The following is a 19,191-nucleotide window of genomic DNA, read 5'->3' as shown; positions in this document are numbered from 1 at the left end:
TACTAGGGTATTCGTATGCACCGCAAAACTATCGACGTCTGGGTTGGCCTGTTTGTCCTGCTGGGCGCGGCCTCGCTGCTGTTCCTGGCCCTGCAGGCCGGCAATATGAGCTCGCTCTCGTTCAGCAAGACCTATGCCGTGACCGCAAAGTTCGACAATATCGGCGGCCTCAAGCCGCAGGCGCCGGTCAAGAGCGCCGGCGTGGTGGTCGGCCGCGTGGGTGAAATCACCTTCGACGACAAGACCTACCAGGCGCTCGTGCGCCTCGATATGGAGCCAGGATATAAATTCCCGAAAGACAGTTCGCTGAAGATCCTGACTGCTGGCCTGCTGGGCGAGCAGTACATCGGCATCGAACCGGGTGGCGACACCCAGAACCTGGCCGAGGGCGACCGCATCAACCGTACCCAGTCGGCGACGGTGCTCGAAGACCTGATCAACCAATTTATCTATAGCAAGGCCGCTGAAGGAAAGGAAGGTAGTGAATGAAACACGCTCCACACCGTACCACCGGCCGTATCCATGGGCTTGCAGCAGTCGCTGCCGTCCTGCTGTTGACCGGCTGCGCCACGACGCAGAATCCGCAAGACCCGCTCGAAGGCTATAACCGTACCGTGTTCCGCTTCAACGACGCGGTCGACCGCACCGTCCTGAAGCCGACCGCCACCGCCTACAAGAACGTGACGCCGAGCTTCGTGCAGACTGGCGTCGGCAACTTCTTCGGCAACCTGTCCGACGCCTGGAGCGCAGTGAACAACCTGCTGCAGGGCAAGGTGGAGAATGGCATGGGCGACGTCACCCGTGTCGCCGTCAACTCGACCTTCGGCATCTTCGGCCTGCTCGATATCGCCTCGGAAGCCGGCATCCAGAAGCACAACGAGGATTTCGGCCAGACCCTGGGCGTGTGGGGCGTTCCAAGCGGCCCCTTCTTGATGTTGCCGATTCTGGGCCCATCTACGGTGCGTGACACCGCTGCGCTGCCGGCCGATATCGGCGCCGACATCTGGAAGTACAAGCGCCCGGACAACTGGCGCAACATCGGTTCGGCGATCCGCGTGGTCGACAAGCGCGCCAGCCTGCTCGATGCCGGCAACCTGCTGGAAGATGCCGCCCTGGACCGCTACGAGTTCATCCGCGACGGCTACATGCAGCGCCGCCAGAGCCAGGTCTATGACGGCAACGTGCCGCGCCAGGTAGAGGATGCCGATGAGGCCACCAGCAACGCCGAACCGGCCGCCGACCCGGCCGGTAAAGCAGCGGCTGAACCGCCGGCGAAGTAACAAGTCCTTACATACCGGTGTCATCCGTAGCACAGCAAGAAGAGTTAACCGGGGCATGCCGCGCCGCTTGAAGCCGGCGCCGTACCCCAACGACAAGGAAACCACATGAAGCCCATCATCCAACTGATCGCAGCAGCAAGCGCCACCGTCGCCTTCGCCACCTCGGCCATCGCCGCCGAAGCCCCGGACGCCCTGGTGAAGCGCATCAGCGCCGACGTCATCGAGACCGTCAAGTCGGACAAGGACATCCAGGCCGGCAACCGCAACAAGATCATGGACCTGGTCAATTCCAAGATCCTGCCGCACGTCGACGCCCAGAAAATGACCCAGCAGGCGGCCGGCCGCTTCTGGCGCCAGGCCACCCCGGCGCAGCAGCAGCAGCTGACCAAGGAATTCACCAACCTGCTGGTCTATACCTACTCGGGTGCGCTGTCGCAGATCAAGAACGAGACCGTGGAATTCCAGCCGATGCGTGCCGAAGCGGGCGCCAACGACGTGGAAGTGCGTTCGCAGGTGAAGGTCGCCCGTGGCGAGCCGATCACCCTGAACTATCGCCTGGCCAATGGTCCGCAGGGCTGGAAGATCTACGACATCAACGTGCTGGGCGCCTGGCTGGTCCAGACCTACACCAGCACCTTCGCCAGCGAGATCAACAAGGGCGGCATCGATGGCCTGATCAAGAAGCTGGCCGAGCGTAACCAGCAGCTGGCCTCCAAGCCGCTGAAGGCGCCGAAGTAATGGCCGAAGCCAATCCGATGCTCTCGCTCGATGCCCTGACCTTCCAGAGCGCCAGAAGCGCCCTGGAGCAGGGCTGCGCGGCGATCGCCGCGGGCGAGACCGTGTTCGACCTGGCCGGCGTCGGCGCCGCCGATTCGTCCGGCGTGGCCCTGCTGCTGGCCTGGCAGCGCCGTGCCCAGAAGGCCGGCCAGCGCCTTACCTTCATCAACGTTCCCCAGAACGTGCAGAAGCTGGCTGCGCTGTATGGCGTGGACCAGCTGATCCCGCAGTCGTAATCGCGTATTTCCCCGGTGGGCGGCAAGCCCGCTCACCGGCGAACCCCTCCCGCGCCGAATTACCCCATCGGCCTCTTGCATTGTCGATTTCCCCTATAATGGGTCGTTTCCCCGCACGGCCTGGCGCGCTCGCGCCGCCTCCCAACAAGAATGACAGCGATCCAGATTAACAGCGTCGAGAAGAGCTACAAGGGCTTCAAGGCCCTCAAGGGCGTCTCGATGAACATCGAGGAAGGCGAGTTCTTCGGCCTCCTCGGCCCCAACGGCGCCGGCAAGACCACCCTGATCTCCACCGTGGCCGGCCTGATCCGCCCGGACGTGGGCAGCGTGAAGATCCATGGCCATGACGTCGTGAGCGACTTCCGCGAAGCGCGCAAGCGCCTCGGCGTGGTGCCGCAGGAACTGGTGTTCGATCCCTTCTTCACCGTGCGCGAGACGCTGCGCCTGCAGTCGGGTTATTTCGGCATCAAGAACAACGACGCCTGGATCGACGAGGTGATGCACAACCTCGACCTTACCAACAAGGCCGACGTCAACATGCGCGCCCTGTCGGGCGGCATGAAGCGCCGCGTGCTGGTGGCCCAGGCGCTGGTGCACAAGCCGCCGGTGATCGTGCTGGACGAGCCGACCGCCGGCGTCGACGTCGAGCTGCGCCAGACCTTGTGGAAGTTCATCTCGCGCCTGAACCGCGAGGGCCATACCGTGGTCCTGACCACCCACTACCTGGAAGAAGCGCAGGCCATGTGCCAGCGCGTGGCGATGCTCAAACTGGGCGAAGTGGTGGCGCTGGACACCATGTCGGCGCTGCTGCGCCGCGTGTCCGGCTCGCAGCTGGTGGTGCATTTGAAGAGCGGCGCGCTGCCGGATGGCCTGCGCCACCTGGTCTCGCACGACGAGCACGACCAGAACAACGGCAGCGGCAACCGCTATACCCTGCGCGTCAACCACGTCAACGAAGTCGAGCCGATCCTGGCCAGCCTGCGCACGAACGGCGCCGTGATCGACGAGATGCAGCTCGAGCAGGCCGACCTGGAAGACATCTTCCTGCAGGTGGTCGGCGACAAACAGCCGGGAGGTCCGCAATGACCCTGTTCTCCGTGGGTTTCCGTACCCTGTTCTACAAGGAGTCGCTGCGCTTCTGGAAAGTGGCGACCCAGACCATCGCCGCGCCGGTCGTCACGGCCATGCTGTACCTGCTGATCTTCGGCCACGTGCTGGACGGCCGCGTCGAGATGCTGGACGGCGTCAGCTACACCGCCTTCCTGATCCCGGGCCTGGTGATGATGAGCGTGCTGCAGAACGCCTTCGCCAACTCGTCCTCGTCCCTGATCCAGTCCAAGATCACCGGCAACCTGGTGTTCATCCTGCTGCCGCCGCTGTCGCATGCCGAGATCCTGTCGGCGTATGTGGCGGCGGCCGTGCTGCGCGGCGTCGTGGTCGGCTTCGGCGTGTTCGTGATCACCGCCTGGTTCGCCCACCTGAGTTTCGTGGCGCCGCTGTGGATCCTGGTGTTCGCCTTCCTGGGCGCGGCCATCCTCGGCACCATGGGCGTGATCGCCGGCATCTGGGCCGAAAAGTTCGACCAGCTGGCCGCTTTCCAGAACTTCCTGATCATGCCGGCCACCTTCCTGGCCGGGGTGTTCTATTCCATCCAAAAACTGCCGCCGTTCTGGCTCGCAGTCTCGCATTTCAACCCGTTCTTTTATATGATTGACGGGTTCCGCTATGGATTCTTCGGCAAGTCCGACGTCTCGCCCTGGACCAGCCTGGCCATCGTGTCGGTGTTCTTCGTGGTGCTGGCGGCCATTGCGGTCAACCTTCTCAAGCGCGGCTACAGGCTGCGCCACTAAAAGAATTCACTTGGAGTTATCCGTGGCGACCACACCCGAACTGATCCACAGCTACATCAGCGCCGGCCTCGAATGCACCCACCTTCAGGTCGAAGGCGACGGCCAGCATTTCACGGCGGTCATCGTGTCCCCAAGCTTTGCCGGCAAGCGCCCGATCCAGCGCCACCAGCTGGTGTACGCCGCGCTCGGCGACCGCATGCGCGAAGAGATCCACGCGCTGTCGATGAAGACCCTCACCCCTGAAGAGTACCAAGGCTAAAACATGGACAAGCTCCAGATCGTTGGCGGCAAGCGCCTGAATGGCGACATTTCCGTTTCGGGCGCCAAGAACGCGGCGCTGCCCATCCTGTGCGCCGGCCTGCTGACGGGCGGCGACCTCGAACTGTCGAACGTGCCGCGCCTGCACGACGTGCGCACCATCCTCAAGCTGCTCGCCCAGACCGGCCTGAAGGTGACCCAGGACGATGAACGCGTCACCCTGAATGGTTCGAACATCACGTCGCTGGAAGCGCCGTACGAGCTGGTGAAGACCATGCGCGCCTCGATCCTGGTGCTGGGGCCCCTGCTGGCGCGCTTCGGCGAAGCCAGGGTCTCGCTGCCGGGCGGCTGCGCGATCGGTTCGCGTCCGGTCGACCAGCACATCAAGGGGCTGCGCCAGATGGGCGCCGAGATCACCATCGAAGGCGGCTACATCCATGCCCGGACCAACGGCAAGCTCAAGGGCGCGCGCATCCACACCGACATGATCACGGTGACCGGCACCGAGAACCTCCTGATGGCCGCCACCCTGGCCGAGGGCGAGACCGTGCTGGAGAACGCCGCGCGCGAGCCGGAAGTGACGGACCTGGCCAACCTCCTGGTGGCCATGGGCGCGAAGATCGAGGGCATCGGCACCGACCGCCTGGTAATCCAGGGCGTCGGAGCCCTGCATGGCGCGCAGCACGCCGTGATCTCGGACCGCATCGAAGCCGCGACCTTCCTGTGCGCGGTGGCGGCCACTGGCGGCGACATCATGCTGCGCAACACCCGCACCGACATCTTCGACGTGGCGCTCGACAAACTGCGCGAGATCGGCCTGCAGCTCGACGTCGGCACGGACACCATCCGCGCACGCATGGACAAGCGTCCGCACCCGGTCTCGTTCCGCACCACCGAATACCCGGGCTTCCCGACCGACATGCAGGCCCAGTTCATGGCCGTGAACATCCTGGCCGACGGCCCGAGCCGCGTCACCGAAACCATTTTCGAAAACCGCTTCATGCACGTGCAGGAGATGAACCGCCTGGGCGCCCAGATCTCCACCGAGGGCAATACCGCCTTCATCAAGGGTGTGGACCGCCTGGTCGGCGCGCCGGTGATGGCGACCGACCTGCGCGCCTCGGCCTCGCTGGTGATCGCCGGCATGGCGGCGCAGGGCACCACCCTGGTCGACCGCATCTACCACCTCGACCGTGGCTACGACCGCATGGAAGTCAAGCTCTCGGCCGTCGGCGCCGACATCGTCCGCATCAAAGAATGACTATCACCACCAACACCGGAGAGCCGGGCCTGATCCTGGCCCTCTCCAAGGGCCGCATTTTCGAGGACACCCTGCCGCTCTTGGCAAGCGCCGGCATCACCGTCCTCGAGAATCCGGAATCCTCGCGCAAGCTGATCCTGCCGACCAACGACCCGGGCGTGCGCGTGCTGATCGTGCGCGCCAGCGACGTGCCGACCTATGTCCAGCATGGCGCCGCCGACTTCGGCGTGGCCGGCAAGGACGTGCTGCTCGAGCATGGCGGCGAAGGCCTGTACCAGCCGATCGACCTGCACATCGCCAGCTGCCGCATGTCGGTGGCGGTGAACGCCGGCTTCGACTACGAGAGCGCGGTGCGCCAGGGCGCGCGCCTGCGCGTGGCGACCAAGTTCGTCAACACCGCGCGCGAGCACTTCGCCCGCAAGGGCGTGCACGTCGACCTGATCAAGCTGTACGGTTCGATGGAACTGGCGCCGCTGGTCGGCCTGTCCGACGCCATCGTCGACGTCGTCTCCACCGGCGGCACCCTGCGCGCCAACAACCTGGTCGAAGTCGAAAAGATCATGGACATCTCGTCGCGCCTGGTGGTCAACCAGGCCGCGCTCAAGCTCAAGCGCGAGCGCCTGCAACCCATCCTCGATGCCTTCCAACGGGCATCCCAGACACAAGGCTAAAGCATCATGGCAGTACAGATCCGCAAGCTCGACTCCACCGCCCCCGACTTCAAGCAGCTGCTTTCCGCCCTGCTGGCCTTCGAGGCCGAAACCGACGACGCCATCGAGTCCAGCGTCGCGAAGATCCTGGCGGACGTGAAGCATCGCGGTGACGCTGCCGTGCTGGAGTACACCAACAAGTTCGACCGCATCCCGAACGGCGGCGCCGCTTCGATGGCCGCCTTCGACGTCAAGCAGGACGAACTGGATGCGGCCCTGGCCTCGCTGCCGGAAGCGCAACGCGCGGCATTGCGTACCGCAGCGCAGCGCATTCGCGTGTTCCACGAGCGCCAGAAGCAGGAACTGAACGGTTTTACCTTCACCGAGCCTGACGGCACTGTGCTGGGCCAGCGCGTGACGCCGCTGGACCGCGTCGGCATCTACGTCCCGGGCGGCAAGGCCGCCTATCCGTCTTCGGTCCTGATGAACGCGATCCCGGCCCAGGTGGCGGGCGTGCAGGAAATCGTGATGGTGGTGCCGACCCCGGATGGCGTGAGGAACCAGATGGTGCTGGCTGCCGCGGCGATCGCCGGCGTCACCCGCGTGATCACCATCGGCGGCGCCCAGGCGGTCGGCGCGCTGGCCTACGGCACCGAAACCATTCCCGCGGTGGACAAGATCGTCGGCCCGGGCAACGCCTATGTGGCGGCCGCCAAGCGCCGCGTGTTCGGCGTGGTGGGCATCGACATGATCGCCGGCCCGTCGGAAATCCTGGTGCTGTGCGACGGCACGACCGACCCGGACTGGGTGGCGATGGACTTGTTCTCGCAGGCCGAGCACGACGAGCTGGCCCAGGCCATCCTGCTGTGCCCGGACGCGGACTACATCGCGCGCGTGGAAGCGAGCATCCACAAGCTGCTGCCCACCATGCCGCGCGCCGCAACCATCACCACCTCGCTGAGCGACCGCGGCGCCCTGGTCAAGGTGCGCGACATGGAAGAGGCGTGCGAGATCGCCAACGCCATCGCCGCCGAGCACCTCGAGATTTCCGCAGAGGAGCCGCTGCAGTGGGCGGATAAAATCCGCCATGCGGGCGCCATGTTCCTCGGCCGCTTCTCGTCCGAGTCGCTGGGCGACTACTGCTGCGGCCCGAACCACGTGCTGCCGACCTCGCGCACCGCGCGCTTCTCCTCGCCACTGGGCGTGTACGACTTCCAGAAGCGCTCGTCCGTGATCCAGGTGAGCGAGCAGGGCGCCCAGACGCTGGGCAAGGTGGCGGCCGAGCTGGCCTATGGCGAAGGCCTGCAGGCGCACGCCCGCAGCGCAGAACTCCGCCTGAAATCATGAGGACCTGGGTCGACCAGGTCTTTTGCGAGGATGCGCTCGCCGGCATGGCGCGCATCCCGGATGCGTCCATCGACCTGATCCTGACCGACCCGCCCTACAATCTCGGCAAGGACTACGGCAATGCCTCGGACCAGCAGAGTGTCGAGGATTACCTGGCCTGGACCGAGCAATGGATCGACGCCGCGCTGCCCAAGCTCAAGCCCAACGGCAGCCTGTACATTTTTCTCACCTGGCGCTTCGCGCCCGAGATCTTCGTCATGCTCAAGAAGCGCATGACGATGATGAACGAGATCATCTGGGACCGCCGGGTGCCCTCGATGGGCGGCAGCGTGCGCAGCTTCTCCTCGGTGCACGATACCATCGGCTTCTTTGTCAACCGCAAGGACTATTACTTCGACCTGGATGCCGTGCGCATCCCCTATGACGCCGAGACCAAGAAGGCGCGCTCGCGCTCGATCTTCATCGGCGCCAAGTGGCTGGAAGTCGGCTACAACCCGAAGGACGTGTGGAGCGTCTCGCGCCTGCACCGCGAGCACCCGGAGCGCGCCGACCACCCGACCCAGAAGCCGCTCGAGATCATCGAGCGCATGGTGAAAGCCTCCTGCCCGGCGGGCGGTATCGTGCTCGACCCCTTCATGGGCAGCGGCACCACGGCCATCGCCGCGCGCCAGACCGGGCGCCATTTCACCGGCTTCGAACTGAACCCCGCCTACTGCGACATCATCCGCGCGCGCCTGGCCGCGCCCGAGGTGCCGGTCGCAGGCAAGGTAAGCAAAAAACGCAAGGCCGCCGCGAAGAGCGCGCCCCTGAACGAGGAAACCGCATGAGCGCCATCGACAAGCTGATCGAAAACACCATCCGCCAGGATGTCCGCGACACCGCCACTTACTTCGTGCCGGATGCGAGCGGCTACATCAAGCTCGACGCGATGGAAAACCCCTATGAACTGCCGGACGCGCTGCGCGCCGAGCTGGGCCAGCGCCTGGCCGACGCCGCGCTGAACCGCTATCCACCGCCTTCCTACACCACGCTCAAGGGGAAGATCTGCGCCGGCCTGGGCGTGCCGGGCGGCTACGACGTCCTGCTCGGCAACGGCTCGGACGAGCTCATTTCGATCATGGCCACCGCCGTGGCGCGCCAGGACAAACGGGCGGTCGTCATGGCGCCGACCCCGGCCTTCGTGATGTTCGCGCGTTCGGCCGGGTTCGCGGGCGCCGACTTCGTCGGCGTGCCGGTGAAAGCCGACTTCTCCCTCGACCTGCCGGCCATGCTGGCCGCCATCGCGCAGCACAAGCCGTCGCTGGTCTTCCTGGCTTACCCGAACAACCCGACCGGCAACCTGTTCGATGCCGCAGACATGGAAGCCATCATCCGCGCGCTGGGCGAGACCGGCATCGCGGTGGTGGACGAGGCCTACCAGCCCTTCGCCAAGAAGAGCTTCATGGGCCGCCTGCCGGAGTTCCCGAACCTGGTCGTGATGCGCACCCTGTCCAAGCTGGGCCTGGCCGGCATCCGCCTCGGCTACCTGTCGGGCGATCCGAAACTGCTGGAGCAGTTCGAGAAGGTGCGTCCGCCCTACAACGTCAACGTGCTGACCCAGGTCGCGGCCGAGTTCGCGCTCGACCACCTCGACGTGCTCGACCAGCAGGCCGAGATGCTGAACGCCGAGCGCACGCGCCTGGCCGCCGAACTGGCGGCCCTGCCGGGAGTCGAAGTGTTTCCATCGGCGGCGAATTTCATCTCGATGCGGGTGCCGGACGCGGACCGTGCCTGTTCAAAACTGCGCGACGAAAAGGTGCTGATTAAAAATTTGAGTAAAATGGACAAGGTATTGGCCAATTGCATTCGCGTCACGGTCAGTACCCCCGAAGAAAACACCGCATTCCTGAATGCCCTGAAAGCGTCCCTATAAAGTGCTACCCGCGGCAGCCCCTTCCGGGCAGGCCGCACTGACGAGCCCCCAGCAATGAACCGCACCGCCGACATCACGCGCAACACCAACGAGACGCAGATCCGCGTCGCGATCAACCTCGACGGCACCGGCCGCCAGAATCTCAATACCGGCGTCCCCTTCCTCGACCACATGCTCGACCAGATCGCGCGCCACGGCATGATCGACCTCGAAGTCGAAGCCGTCGGCGACCTGCACATCGACGCGCACCATACCGTCGAGGACACCGGCATCACGCTGGGCATGGCGGTGGCCAAGGCCGTGGGCGACAAGAAGGGCATGGTGCGCTATGGCCACTCCTACGTGCCGCTGGACGAAGCGCTGTCGCGCGTGGTGATCGATTTTTCCGGCCGTCCGGGCCTGGAAATGCACATCCCCTGGACGCGCGCCATGATCGGCACCTATGACGTCGACCTGACCGGCGAATTCTTCCGCGGTTTCGTGAACCACGCCGGCGTGACCCTGCACATCGACAACCTGCGCGGCGTGAACGCGCACCACCAGTGCGAGACCGTGTTCAAGGCCTTCGGCCGCGCGCTGCGCATGGCCACCGCGCTGGACGAACGCGCCGCCGGCATCATCCCTTCGACCAAAGGCACTCTGTAAAACCATCATGACGAACAAGATTGTGGTGGTCGACGGCCTGGGTAACCTGCGCTCGGTGGCGCAGGCGCTGCGCGCCGCGGCGCCCGAGGCCGACATCCTGGTGTCCAACAACGCGGCCGACATCGATGCTGCCGACCGCATCGTGCTGCCGGGCCAGGGCGCGATGCGCGACTGCATGCGCAGCCTGCGCGAATCCGGCGCCGAGGAAGCCCTGCTGCGCGCCGTGAAGACGCGCCCGGTGATGGGCGTGTGCGTTGGCGAGCAGATGCTGTTCGACGAGAGCGAAGAAAACGAAGGCACGCCGGGCCTGGGCCTGTTGCCGGGCCGGGTCGTGCGCTTCCAGCTGGATGGCAAACTGCAGGCCGACGGCTCGCGCTTCAAGGTGCCGCAGATGGGCTGGAACCGCGTGCGCCAGACCCGCGCCCACCCGCTGTGGGAAGGCGTGGAGGACGGCAGTTATTTCTATTTCGTGCACAGCTATTATGCTGCGCCCGACGAGCCTGCCGACACGATCGGCGAGGCGGACTATGGCGGCATGTACACCTGTGCCGTCGCGCGCGACAACCTGGTCGCCACCCAGTTCCACCCCGAAAAGAGCGCAGCCGCCGGCTTGCGCCTGTACCGCAATTTCATCCATTGGAAACCGTGAGTTTCAACCTTAATCCGCTGCCAACCAACCGACAACGACCATGCTGCTGATCCCTGCCATCGACCTGAAAGACGGTCACTGCGTTCGCCTGAAACAGGGCGACATGGACCTCGCCACCGTGTTTTCCGAAGACCCCGCCGAAATGGCGCTGCACTGGCTGAAGAAGGGCGCACGCCGGCTGCACCTGGTCGACCTGAACGGCGCGTTCGCGGGCAAGCCGAAGAACGAGGAAGCGATCAAGTCGATCCTGAAAACCGTGCAGGACTACGCCGAAGAGATGGGCATCGAGGAGATCCCGGTCCAGCTGGGCGGCGGCATCCGCGACCTCGACACCATCGAGCGCTACCTGGACGACGGCATCACCTACATCATCGTCGGCACCGCCGCGGTGAAGAACCCGGGCTTCCTGCACGACGCCTGCGGCGCCTTCCCGGGCTCGATCATTGTCGGCCTGGACGCCAAGGACGGCAAGGTCGCCACCGACGGCTGGAGCAAGATGTCGGGCCACGAAGTCATCGACCTGGCCAAGAAGTTCGAAGGCTACGGCGTCGAGTCGATCGTCTACACCGACATCGGCCGCGACGGCATGATGGGCGGCGTGAACATCGAAGCGACCGTCAAGCTGGCCCAGGCCGTCAAGATCCCGATCATCGCCTCGGGCGGCGTGCACAACCTGGCCGACGTCGAAGCGCTGTGCGCGGTGCAGGACGAAGGCATCGAGGGCGTGATCTGCGGCCGTTCGATCTACGAAGGCACGCTGGACCTGACGTCGGCGCAGGAACGGGCCGATGAACTGACCGAGGGCGCCCAGGCTTAAGCTCCATGCTCGCAAAACGCATCATCCCCTGCCTCGACGTCACCGGCGGCCGTGTGGTCAAGGGCGTCAACTTCACCGAGCTGCGCGACGCCGGCGACCCGGTCGAGATCGCACGCCGCTATGACGGACAGGGCGCAGACGAAATCACCTTCCTCGACATCACCGCCTCGAGCGACGGCCGCGACCTGATCCTGCCGATCATCGAAGCCGTGGCTTCGACCGTGTTCATCCCGCTCACCGTCGGTGGCGGCGTGCGCAAGGTCGAGGACGTGCGGCGCCTGCTCAATGCCGGCGCCGACAAGGTGTCGATGAACACCTCGGCCGTCACCAACCCGCAGCTGGTATTCGACGCCTCGCAGAAGCACGGTTCGCAGTGCATCGTGGTGGCGATCGACGCCAAGCAGGTCGCGCCCGGCAAGTGGGAAGTCTTCACCCATGGCGGGCGCAACGCGACCGGCCTGGACGCCGTCGAGTGGGCGCGCAAGATGGAATCGCTCGGCGCCGGCGAACTGCTGCTCACTTCGATGGACCGCGACGGCACCAAGTCCGGCTTCGACCTGGGCCTGACCCGCGCCGTGTCCGACGCGGTCGGCATTTCCGTGATTGCCTCGGGCGGCGTAGGTTCCCTGGAGGACCTGGCCGACGGCATCCTCGAAGGCCATGCCGACGCCGTGCTGGCCGCCAGCATCTTCCACTACGGGCAGCACACGGTCGGCGAAGCCAAGCGCTTCATGCACGAGCGCGGCATCCCGATGCGCCTGGAGTGAACATGCCGAACAAGTGGCTGAATAAAATCCGCTGGGACGAGAACGGGCTGGTGCCGGTGATCGCCCAGGAAGCCGCCACCGGCGACATCCTGATGTTCGCCTGGATGAACCGCGACGCGCTCGCGAAGACGGCGGAGCTGGGCGAAGCCGTCTACTGGAGCCGCTCGCGCAAGAAACTGTGGCACAAGGGCGAAGAGTCCGGCCACACCCAGAAAGTGCTGGAAATGCGCCTCGACTGCGACGAAGACGTCGTGCTGCTCAAGATCGAGCAGAAGGGCGGCATTGCCTGCCACACCGGGCGCCACTCCTGCTTCTTCCAGCGCTTCGACGGCGAGGACTGGCAGGCGGTCGACCCCGTGCTGCAGGACCCCGACACCATCTATTCCCAGAGCAAGAAATCCCATGAGTGAGATCCTGGCCCGCGTCGCGGCCACCATCGAGTCGCGCAAGCCGGCAGCCGGCGGCGACCCTGCGACTTCCTACGTTGCCAAGCTGTTCAGCAAGGGTGACGACGCCATCCTGAAGAAGATCGGCGAAGAAGCGACCGAAACCGTGATGGCCGCCAAGGACGCACGCGTCTCGGGCGACGCCTCCAAGGTACTCTACGAGACCGCCGACCTGTGGTTCCACTCGATGGTCCTGCTGGCGCAATTCGGCCTGAGCCCGCAGCAGGTGATCGACGAACTGGCGCGCCGCGAAGGCGTGTCGGGAATCGAAGAAAAAGCCGCGCGCAAAGAATAAACAGACAATAGCCAAACAGTAAGTACCTACTTACGCTTGCCATGCCTGCAAGCGATGTCATAATCAGGCCTCCGCCGTCACATCGATGTCATGCGATGCCGGTAGGATGCACGGGTTCCTGACAGGGGACGCTGTAACAAGATCGGAGACAAGATGGATAACTGCATTTTTTGCAAGATCGTCGCCAAGCAGATTCCGGCCAGCGTCGTCTATGAAGACGACGACGTGCTGGCCTTCAAGGACATCAACCCGGCTGCCCCGGTACACCTGCTGGTGATCCCGAAGCAGCACGTGGATAGCCTGTCCGACTGCGGCATGGATCACGCGGCCGTGCTGGGCAAGATGCTGGCGCTGGCGCCGAAGCTTGCAGAAGAGCATGGTATTGCCGTCAAATCCGACGGCAACGGCGGACGCAGCGGCGGCTACAAGACCCTGATCAACAGCGGACCGGACGGCGGGCAGGAGGTCTACCACCTGCACCTGCACGTGTACGGCGGCAAGCGCCCATGGCGCGGCCTGGGGACGTAAGCCTGAACTAAGATTTTAGTGGGGGCAAGACGCCCCGTATGGCGTATACTGAAACGTACGCTTTCCCGAATTACAGGCGCGATGCGCCTTGCTAGGAGATAAACATGGGTTCGATGAGTATTTGGCACTGGGTGATCGTCCTGGTGGTCGTGATGCTGATTTTCGGCACCAAGAAAATCAGCAACATCGGTGGCGACCTCGGCAAGGCCGTGAAAGGCTTCAAGGACGGCGTGAAGGGCGAGGAAGACAAGGCCAATCCGAACGCTGCTTCGACCAGCACCCAGCCGCCGCAGCAGGTGGCCGACAAGTCCACCATCGACGTGGAAGCCCGCGACAAGACCCGTCACTGATCCACGGGCATGATCGATCTCGGACTGTCGAAGCTGGCGATCATCGGCGTTGTCGCGCTGATCGTGATCGGCCCTGAAAAGCTGCCGAAGGTGGCGCGCATGGCGGGCACCCTGTACGGGCGCGCCCAGCGCTACCTGCACGACGTCAAGTCCGAGGTCAGCCGCGAGATCGAGCTCGACGAGCTGCGTAACCTGCACAAGGAAGTGCACGAGAGCGCGGCTTCGTTCAAGGACGAGGTCGAGCAGTCCATGTCCAGCCACGTCGACGAGGTCGAGGCGCTGTGGGACGGCAGGGAGCATGTTTCCTCCTCCACCTCCAGCACCTCCTCGTCCGGCACGTATCCCTTCGTCAGCACCGGCGACATCGAGCGCAAGGCGCGCGACTTCCGGCGCAAGAAGCTGGTGCGCACCTCGGCCGTGCCGGCCTGGTACAAGCACCGCAACGGCGGCAAGACCCATGTGCTCTCCGGCGCCGCGCGCGTGCGCAAGTTCCGGCCGGGTTCAAGCAAATCCAAGACTTCCTTTTTCTAGATGACCGAAGAAGCCGCAGGCGAAACCTTCATTTCCCACCTCGTCGAACTGCGTGACCGCCTGGTCAAGGCGTCGATCGGGATCGCCATCGCCTGCGCGGCCCTGTTCATCTGGCCGGGACCCTCGCAGGTCTACGACCTGCTGGCCGCGCCCATGATCGCGTCGCTGCCGCCCGGGGCCAAGATGATCGCAACCGGCGTCGTTTCGCCCTTCCTGGTGCCGATGAAGGTTACGCTGCTGCTGGCCTTCATCCTGTCGTTGCCCTGGGTGTTCTACCAGCTGTGGGCCTTCGTCGCCCCCGGCCTGTACGCGCACGAGAAACGCCTGGTGCTGCCGCTGGTGATCTCGTCTTCGCTGCTGTTCATCGGCGGCGTGGCCTTCTGCTACTTCTTCGTGTTCGGGCGCGTGTTCCACTTCATCGGCGAGTTCGCGCCGACGTCCATCGCGGTGACGCCCGACATCGAGAACTATCTCGACTTCGTCATGTCGATGTGCCTGGCCTTCGGCGCCACCTTCGAGGTGCCGGTGGTCGTCATCATCCTGGTGCGCATGGGGATCGTCAGCATCGAGAAGCTGCGCGAGATCCGTTCCTACGTGATCGTCGGCGCCTTCGTCATCGCCGCCATCGTCACGCCGCCGGACGTGGTCAGCCAGCTGGCGCTGGCTATCCCGATGTGCCTGCTCTATGAGCTGGGCCTGATCGTGGCGCCGATGTTCTCGCGCATGACGCGTGCTCCCGAAGAGCACGCGTAAGGGATCGCCACTGGCGGCCGCCTAGTTCGACCGCAGCACCCCGCCATTGCCCAGTCCACCCTCCACCGACGGGGCCTTGTAGCTGCGCACCGCCTTCACCATCTGGTTGTACGAATCCATGAAGGACGCCGCCAGCACCTTGCCTTGCGGCGAGTTGCTGAAGCCGTGCGCGCCCGCCAATCCACCCTTGAAGAAGCCGGCCAGCATGCCGAAGTCCCAGTTCTGCGCGCTGCCCTCGGCCGCGGCCAGCTGCACGCCGGAGCGGTTATCGGTCAGCAGCAGCATGGTCGAGGCCTCGTTCGACTTCATCGAGCCGCCGACCAGCGAGGCCACGACGCCGATCCTGCCGCCCACCAGGCCACCCAGGCCGCCGGTACCCTTCTGGCTGAAGGTGATCGAGGGCGTCATGGTGTAGTCGGCGGCGGCCATCATGCCCTTGCCGAAGTTGCTGGTCCTGCGCAGTTCGCCGGATTCCATCAGGGCGCGCTCGCCCTGCATGCTGCGCAAGGCCTGACCGCGCTCGACGATGACGAAGCAGTTCGACTGCTGGATGATCATGCGCAGCAGCGGTACCGTGCTCTGCATGCGGTACTCGGTGGTGAACTGGTTCAGCCAGGGCTGGTTCGCCTCCTCGACGATGGCCAGCGTGCCGAGGCTCTTGTCGCAGCGCTCGAGCTTGTCGTTGGCGCCGACCGCGTTGCTGCCGCCGGCCGCGCCGGTAGCCACCGTCTTGGCGCCGGATGCGCCGATGCTGGGCGAGGTGGCGCAGCCGGCGAGGGACAGGGAAGCGAGGACCAGCAGGGGCAGGGTTGATTTCATTCAGGCATCCTTATTGTGAAAATGGAGACACCCAATGCTACGAAGCGCCGCCCGGCCTGGCTTATCCCCCATCAAGCGGGCTGTTGAGTAAGAACGAACAAGGCCGGGGTAGTACCCGGCCTTGCCCAGGCTTTACGGACAGTTGCCGATGACGTAATACCCTGCCGCGGTCTGCGCCAGCGTCGTCGTGTAGAAGGTATTGTTCAAGCCCATGTTCTGGTTCGACCCATTGGCCAGCGCGTAGCCGCCGCTCGCATGGGCCCGTCCCGCCGTCACGTGCGCATAATTGCTGGCCGTCGTCGTGCTGCACACGAAGCCCGAGGTGGTCGAGGCCGTCAGGCTGGCCGACTTCGCACTCTCGACGCCGCCATTGGCGGTGCTGGATACCTGGTAGGTGTAGCTGGTGGCCGCGGCCAGGCCGGCGTCGAGGTAGCCGGTGCCGGTGAGCGGCGTGCCGTTCACCTTGGCGCCGTTGCGATAGAGGTTGTAGCCGGTGGCGCCGTTCGCGGCATTCCAGCTGAGCGCGATGCTGTTCGCCGTGCGGGCGCCAAGCGCCAGGCCGGCGGGCGGCAGCAGGGCCGGCGCCGCGCCGACCAGGAATTGCGGGATGCTGCAGGCGCTGGAAGTCAGCCCGGTCGTGTTGTTGGTGGCGGTGACCGTGCCCGAATAATAGCCGTCGGCGCGCGACCCATAGGCCTTGCTGAAGCCGGCGCCGCTGCCCGCCGCGCTGTCGTCGACCGGGGTCGGGCCGTTCAGCACCACGCGGTAGCTGCCGATGCTGCCCGCCGGATCGGTGGCGGCGCCGTTCACGGTGACAGTCGAACCCGACACGCTGGCGCTGCATGAGGTCATGCTGGGCGCTGCCGCGCGTGCGACCCGCAGGTTGTTCCTGAACCAGAAATCCATCACGAAGGCCGGGTAGTTGACCTTGGTCGCATCGACGTAGTTGCTGTTCTGCCCACCAGTACCGGCCGGCCAGGCATGGCCCATGCCGGTGACCACGATCTCCGACGTGCGCAGCTTGCCGTTGCTGTCCGTGTAGGGCACGTTGCTGCCGCCCGTCGGCACCGTGACTGCCGCCCCTTTCGTGTAGCTGCCGCCGTAGACCTGGCGCATGGCCGCCGCGTTGAGCGGCCCGTAGGCCTGGGCCACGGTGTAGTCGTTGGTGCCCCAGACCACGCCCGCGACCTGGGTCGCAAAATGGCTGGCGTTGCTGCCGGCCCATGAGCTGCAGCTGCTGGCCACGCTGCTCGAAGTGGTGCCGGAAGGGACCATGGAGATCTGCGAGGTCGACACCGTCGGCGCCGGTCCGGCATTGATGCCGATGCCGGCGAAGATGTCGGGCGCCACGCAGCCCATCACCATGGTCTTGGCGCCGCCCGAGGACAGGCCGGTGACGTAGATCTGCTTCGGGTCGATCGCATACTGCGGGTTGCTCACGAAGCGGTTGATCAGGTCGAGCAGCACCGCGTTGTGGCCATAGCTGCGGCTGCGGTTGGTGGCGGCCCAGTCCCAGCAGTGGGCGCCGTACAGGTTGCCGGTGGCATTGGGCGCGAGGATCACGGCGCCGTACTGGTCGGCCGCCGCCTTCCAGTTGTAGCCGGCGTCGCTGCTGCCGGCGATGACGTCGTTGGCCGCGGTCTGGGCGCAGCCGTGCAGCACCAGCACCAGTGCGCGCTTGTTGTCGAGTTGCGGCGCGGTCGCGGGCCAGTAGTAGTAGCCGGTGAGGGCGCCGCCGTTGACCGTGTCGGTGGCCCAGGTCTGGTTCGCGCTCCAGGTGCCGGGTCCGGCCTGGAGTTGGGCGAAGCTCGGTGCGGCCAGCGCCATGCAGGCGGCGGCAAGTGCGGCCCGATTGAAGAGGAATGCCATTGAAAGTCTCCGTTCTGTTGTCAGTACTACGGAACCGCCTGTGGATGGACGTGACGAAGCCACGCCGGTTCCGCATGCGGAGCTAGACCCTAGTCGAACTTAATGTGCACCCACGTGTCGAATAATGATCATGGAAAGCACTTTAGCGATTGGACACGCAGCGAAGCGGCTGGGAATCACGGTCAAGACGCTGCAGCGCTGGGAGCGTGAGGGACGACTGGTCCCGGCGGCGCGCCCCGCCAGCAACCGCCGGCGCTATACCGAGAGCCAGCTGCGCGCGGCGCTGGAGAGTCACGATGCTGCTGGCGCACCGGATCAGGATTGACCCCACGCTTGAACAACGCGGCTATTTCGCGCGCGCGGCCGGGACTGCGCGCCGGGTCTGGAACTGGGCGCTCGCCGAATGGCAGCGCCAGGCCGCCGCAGGCTGCAAGCCGAATGCGATGGCGCTCAAAAAGCAGTTCAACCGGATCAAGTACGCGGACCCGGCCTGGCTTGACGAGAACGGCCAGCCCTGGCTGCGCACCGTCCACCGCGACGCCCATGCGCAGCCCTTCACCAACCTCGCCAGGGCCTGGAGCCGCTACTTCGAGCAGCGCCGTGCAGGAAGGCCGGCATACCCTCCGGTAATCAAGAAAAAGGGGCGCTGCCGCGATGTGTTTTACCTGGCGAACGACAAGTTCAGGATCGAGGGAAGCACCGCTGTGCTGCCCAGGGTCGGCCGGGTGGCGCTGTGCGAAGCGCTGCGCTGGCCTGGACGCATCCTGGGCGCGAGAGCGTCTCGCGCGAAGCGGATCACTGGTTCCTGTGCGTCCAGGTCGAGGTACCCGATGCGACAGCGCGCCTGCCGCGCAGCGGCCACGGTGTCACCGGCGTCGACCTCGGCGTGAGCGCGGCCGCCACGCTCGCCAGCGGCGAGAAGATCGCGGCGCCGCATCCCTTGACTGGTGCGCTGCGGCGCCTGCGCATCCGGGGGCGGCGCCTGTCGCGCAAGCTGGAGGCCGCGAAGGCCTTGGCTGGTATGGCGGGCCGGATCCCGAAAGGCATGCGACTGCCCGTGTCGAAGAACCGCACCAAGGGAGCGAAGGCGCTGGCGCGCCTGCACGCCCGTATCGCGCGGGTGCGCCAGGATTTCACCCACAAGCTCACGA

27 protein-coding genes are annotated in these 19,191 nt (G+C 65.3%); 25 read left to right on the top strand and 2 right to left on the bottom strand.

Annotated elements, in window-relative coordinates; translation table 11 throughout:
- The first annotated feature begins 15 nt into the window (after positions 1 to 15).
- The 22 genes from mlaD to tatC all read left to right on the top strand — a co-directional run bounded on the left by mlaD (position 16) and on the right by tatC (position 15,352).
- The gene (mlaD, locus tag FG94_RS08220) at positions 16 to 489 is read left to right on the top strand and encodes an outer membrane lipid asymmetry maintenance protein MlaD (protein ID WP_027866443.1); all 474 of its coding nucleotides are present in this window, start codon (positions 16 to 18) and stop codon (positions 487 to 489) included.
- Positions 486 to 1,280, top strand: coding sequence for a VacJ family lipoprotein (locus tag FG94_RS08215; protein WP_051996339.1), 795 nt, complete (start codon positions 486 to 488; stop codon positions 1,278 to 1,280). The genes mlaD and FG94_RS08215 overlap by 4 nt, the downstream gene beginning before the upstream one ends.
- Positions 1,281 to 1,385: 105 nt before the next feature.
- A complete protein-coding gene (locus tag FG94_RS08210) occupies positions 1,386 to 2,018 on the top strand; it encodes a phospholipid-binding protein MlaC (protein ID WP_027866444.1) in 633 nt (210 codons plus the stop codon).
- Positions 2,018 to 2,293 (top strand): lipid asymmetry maintenance protein MlaB, encoded by a 276-nt coding sequence (locus FG94_RS08205; RefSeq protein WP_036209648.1) that lies wholly within the window; start codon positions 2,018 to 2,020, stop codon positions 2,291 to 2,293. Before FG94_RS08210 ends, FG94_RS08205 begins: the two co-directional genes overlap by 1 nt.
- A gap of 150 nt (positions 2,294 to 2,443) precedes the next feature.
- A complete protein-coding gene (locus tag FG94_RS08200; protein WP_036209644.1) occupies positions 2,444 to 3,379 on the top strand; it encodes an ABC transporter ATP-binding protein in 936 nt (311 codons plus the stop codon).
- Positions 3,376 to 4,143, top strand: coding sequence for an ABC transporter permease (locus FG94_RS08195; protein WP_036209641.1), 768 nt, complete (start codon positions 3,376 to 3,378; stop codon positions 4,141 to 4,143). The genes FG94_RS08200 and FG94_RS08195 overlap by 4 nt, the downstream gene beginning before the upstream one ends.
- Positions 4,144 to 4,165: 22 nt before the next feature.
- Positions 4,166 to 4,402, top strand: a complete 237-nt coding sequence (locus FG94_RS08190; protein WP_036209638.1) for a BolA family protein — start codon at positions 4,166 to 4,168, stop codon at positions 4,400 to 4,402.
- A 3-nt stretch (positions 4,403 to 4,405) separates the two neighbouring features.
- Entirely contained in the window at positions 4,406 to 5,662 is a 1,257-nt protein-coding gene (gene murA, locus FG94_RS08185) for a UDP-N-acetylglucosamine 1-carboxyvinyltransferase (protein ID WP_036209635.1), read from the top strand.
- Entirely contained in the window at positions 5,659 to 6,333 is a 675-nt protein-coding gene (hisG, locus tag FG94_RS08180) for an ATP phosphoribosyltransferase (protein ID WP_036209632.1), read from the top strand. Before murA ends, hisG begins: the two co-directional genes overlap by 4 nt.
- 6 nt (positions 6,334 to 6,339) lie before the next feature.
- Positions 6,340 to 7,659: a histidinol dehydrogenase gene (hisD, locus tag FG94_RS08175; RefSeq protein WP_036209629.1), complete on the top strand. Its 1,320-nt coding sequence runs from the start codon at positions 6,340 to 6,342 to the stop codon at positions 7,657 to 7,659.
- Positions 7,656 to 8,486 carry a site-specific DNA-methyltransferase gene (locus FG94_RS08170; RefSeq protein ID WP_036209626.1) on the top strand — a complete coding sequence of 277 codons (831 nt, stop codon included), beginning with the start codon at positions 7,656 to 7,658 and terminating at the stop codon, positions 8,484 to 8,486. Before hisD ends, FG94_RS08170 begins: the two co-directional genes overlap by 4 nt.
- The gene (gene hisC / locus FG94_RS08165; protein ID WP_036209623.1) at positions 8,483 to 9,571 is read left to right on the top strand and encodes a histidinol-phosphate transaminase; all 1,089 of its coding nucleotides are present in this window, start codon (positions 8,483 to 8,485) and stop codon (positions 9,569 to 9,571) included. Before FG94_RS08170 ends, hisC begins: the two co-directional genes overlap by 4 nt.
- A gap of 54 nt (positions 9,572 to 9,625) precedes the next feature.
- Complete coding sequence (gene hisB, locus FG94_RS08160) at positions 9,626 to 10,216, top strand: imidazoleglycerol-phosphate dehydratase HisB (RefSeq protein WP_027866454.1); 591 nt, start codon at positions 9,626 to 9,628, stop codon at positions 10,214 to 10,216.
- Between the two features lie 7 nt (positions 10,217 to 10,223).
- Positions 10,224 to 10,865, top strand: coding sequence for an imidazole glycerol phosphate synthase subunit HisH (hisH, locus tag FG94_RS08155; protein ID WP_027866455.1), 642 nt, complete (start codon positions 10,224 to 10,226; stop codon positions 10,863 to 10,865).
- 40 nt (positions 10,866 to 10,905) lie between these two features.
- Positions 10,906 to 11,682: a 1-(5-phosphoribosyl)-5-[(5-phosphoribosylamino)methylideneamino]imidazole-4-carboxamide isomerase gene (gene hisA, locus FG94_RS08150; RefSeq protein ID WP_036209620.1), complete on the top strand. Its 777-nt coding sequence runs from the start codon at positions 10,906 to 10,908 to the stop codon at positions 11,680 to 11,682.
- A 5-nt stretch (positions 11,683 to 11,687) separates the two neighbouring features.
- A complete protein-coding gene (hisF, locus tag FG94_RS08145; protein WP_036209617.1) occupies positions 11,688 to 12,449 on the top strand; it encodes an imidazole glycerol phosphate synthase subunit HisF in 762 nt (253 codons plus the stop codon).
- 2 nt (positions 12,450 to 12,451) lie between these two features.
- Positions 12,452 to 12,859, top strand: coding sequence for a phosphoribosyl-AMP cyclohydrolase (gene hisI, locus FG94_RS08140; protein WP_373964698.1), 408 nt, complete (start codon positions 12,452 to 12,454; stop codon positions 12,857 to 12,859).
- Positions 12,852 to 13,190 (top strand): phosphoribosyl-ATP diphosphatase, encoded by a 339-nt coding sequence (locus tag FG94_RS08135; protein ID WP_036209610.1) that lies wholly within the window; start codon positions 12,852 to 12,854, stop codon positions 13,188 to 13,190. The genes hisI and FG94_RS08135 overlap by 8 nt, the downstream gene beginning before the upstream one ends.
- 153 nt (positions 13,191 to 13,343) lie before the next feature.
- Entirely contained in the window at positions 13,344 to 13,718 is a 375-nt protein-coding gene (locus tag FG94_RS08130; RefSeq protein ID WP_027866460.1) for a histidine triad nucleotide-binding protein, read from the top strand.
- 104 nt (positions 13,719 to 13,822) lie between these two features.
- Entirely contained in the window at positions 13,823 to 14,068 is a 246-nt protein-coding gene (gene tatA, locus FG94_RS08125) for a Sec-independent protein translocase subunit TatA (protein ID WP_036209607.1), read from the top strand.
- Positions 14,069 to 14,077: 9 nt separating this feature from the next.
- The gene (tatB, locus tag FG94_RS08120) at positions 14,078 to 14,599 is read left to right on the top strand and encodes a Sec-independent protein translocase protein TatB (RefSeq protein WP_036209604.1); all 522 of its coding nucleotides are present in this window, start codon (positions 14,078 to 14,080) and stop codon (positions 14,597 to 14,599) included.
- Positions 14,600 to 15,352: a twin-arginine translocase subunit TatC gene (gene tatC / locus FG94_RS08115; protein WP_036209600.1), complete on the top strand. Its 753-nt coding sequence runs from the start codon at positions 14,600 to 14,602 to the stop codon at positions 15,350 to 15,352.
- Between the two features lie 21 nt (positions 15,353 to 15,373).
- Here tatC and FG94_RS08110 read toward each other — a convergent pair whose 3' ends face one another.
- Together FG94_RS08110 and FG94_RS08105 are read right to left on the bottom strand one after the other, a co-directional pair.
- Complete coding sequence (locus tag FG94_RS08110) at positions 15,374 to 16,171, bottom strand: CsgG/HfaB family protein (RefSeq protein WP_036209598.1); 798 nt, start codon at positions 16,169 to 16,171, stop codon at positions 15,374 to 15,376.
- 132 nt (positions 16,172 to 16,303) lie between these two features.
- A complete protein-coding gene (locus FG94_RS08105) occupies positions 16,304 to 18,040 on the bottom strand; it encodes a PHB depolymerase family esterase (RefSeq protein ID WP_036209596.1) in 1,737 nt (578 codons plus the stop codon).
- 130 nt (positions 18,041 to 18,170) lie between these two features.
- Here FG94_RS08105 and FG94_RS26510 point away from each other — a divergent pair, with 130 nt between their 5' ends.
- From FG94_RS26510 to FG94_RS28105, 3 genes are all read left to right on the top strand, one after another.
- Positions 18,171 to 18,365 (top strand): MerR family DNA-binding transcriptional regulator, encoded by a 195-nt coding sequence (locus tag FG94_RS26510; protein ID WP_200879916.1) that lies wholly within the window; start codon positions 18,171 to 18,173, stop codon positions 18,363 to 18,365.
- A complete protein-coding gene (locus FG94_RS08095) occupies positions 18,337 to 18,930 on the top strand; it encodes a helix-turn-helix domain-containing protein (protein ID WP_051996338.1) in 594 nt (197 codons plus the stop codon). Before FG94_RS26510 ends, FG94_RS08095 begins: the two co-directional genes overlap by 29 nt.
- The coding region (locus FG94_RS28105; RefSeq protein ID WP_229445895.1) for a transposase at positions 18,846 to 19,191 on the top strand (346 nt) is incomplete at its 3' end. The genes FG94_RS08095 and FG94_RS28105, both read left to right, overlap by 85 nt.

The organism is Massilia sp. LC238 (assembly GCF_000735635.1).
Lineage (GTDB): Bacteria > Pseudomonadota > Gammaproteobacteria > Burkholderiales > Burkholderiaceae_D > Telluria > Telluria varians.
This window is presented reverse-complemented; position numbering and strand designations above follow the sequence as displayed.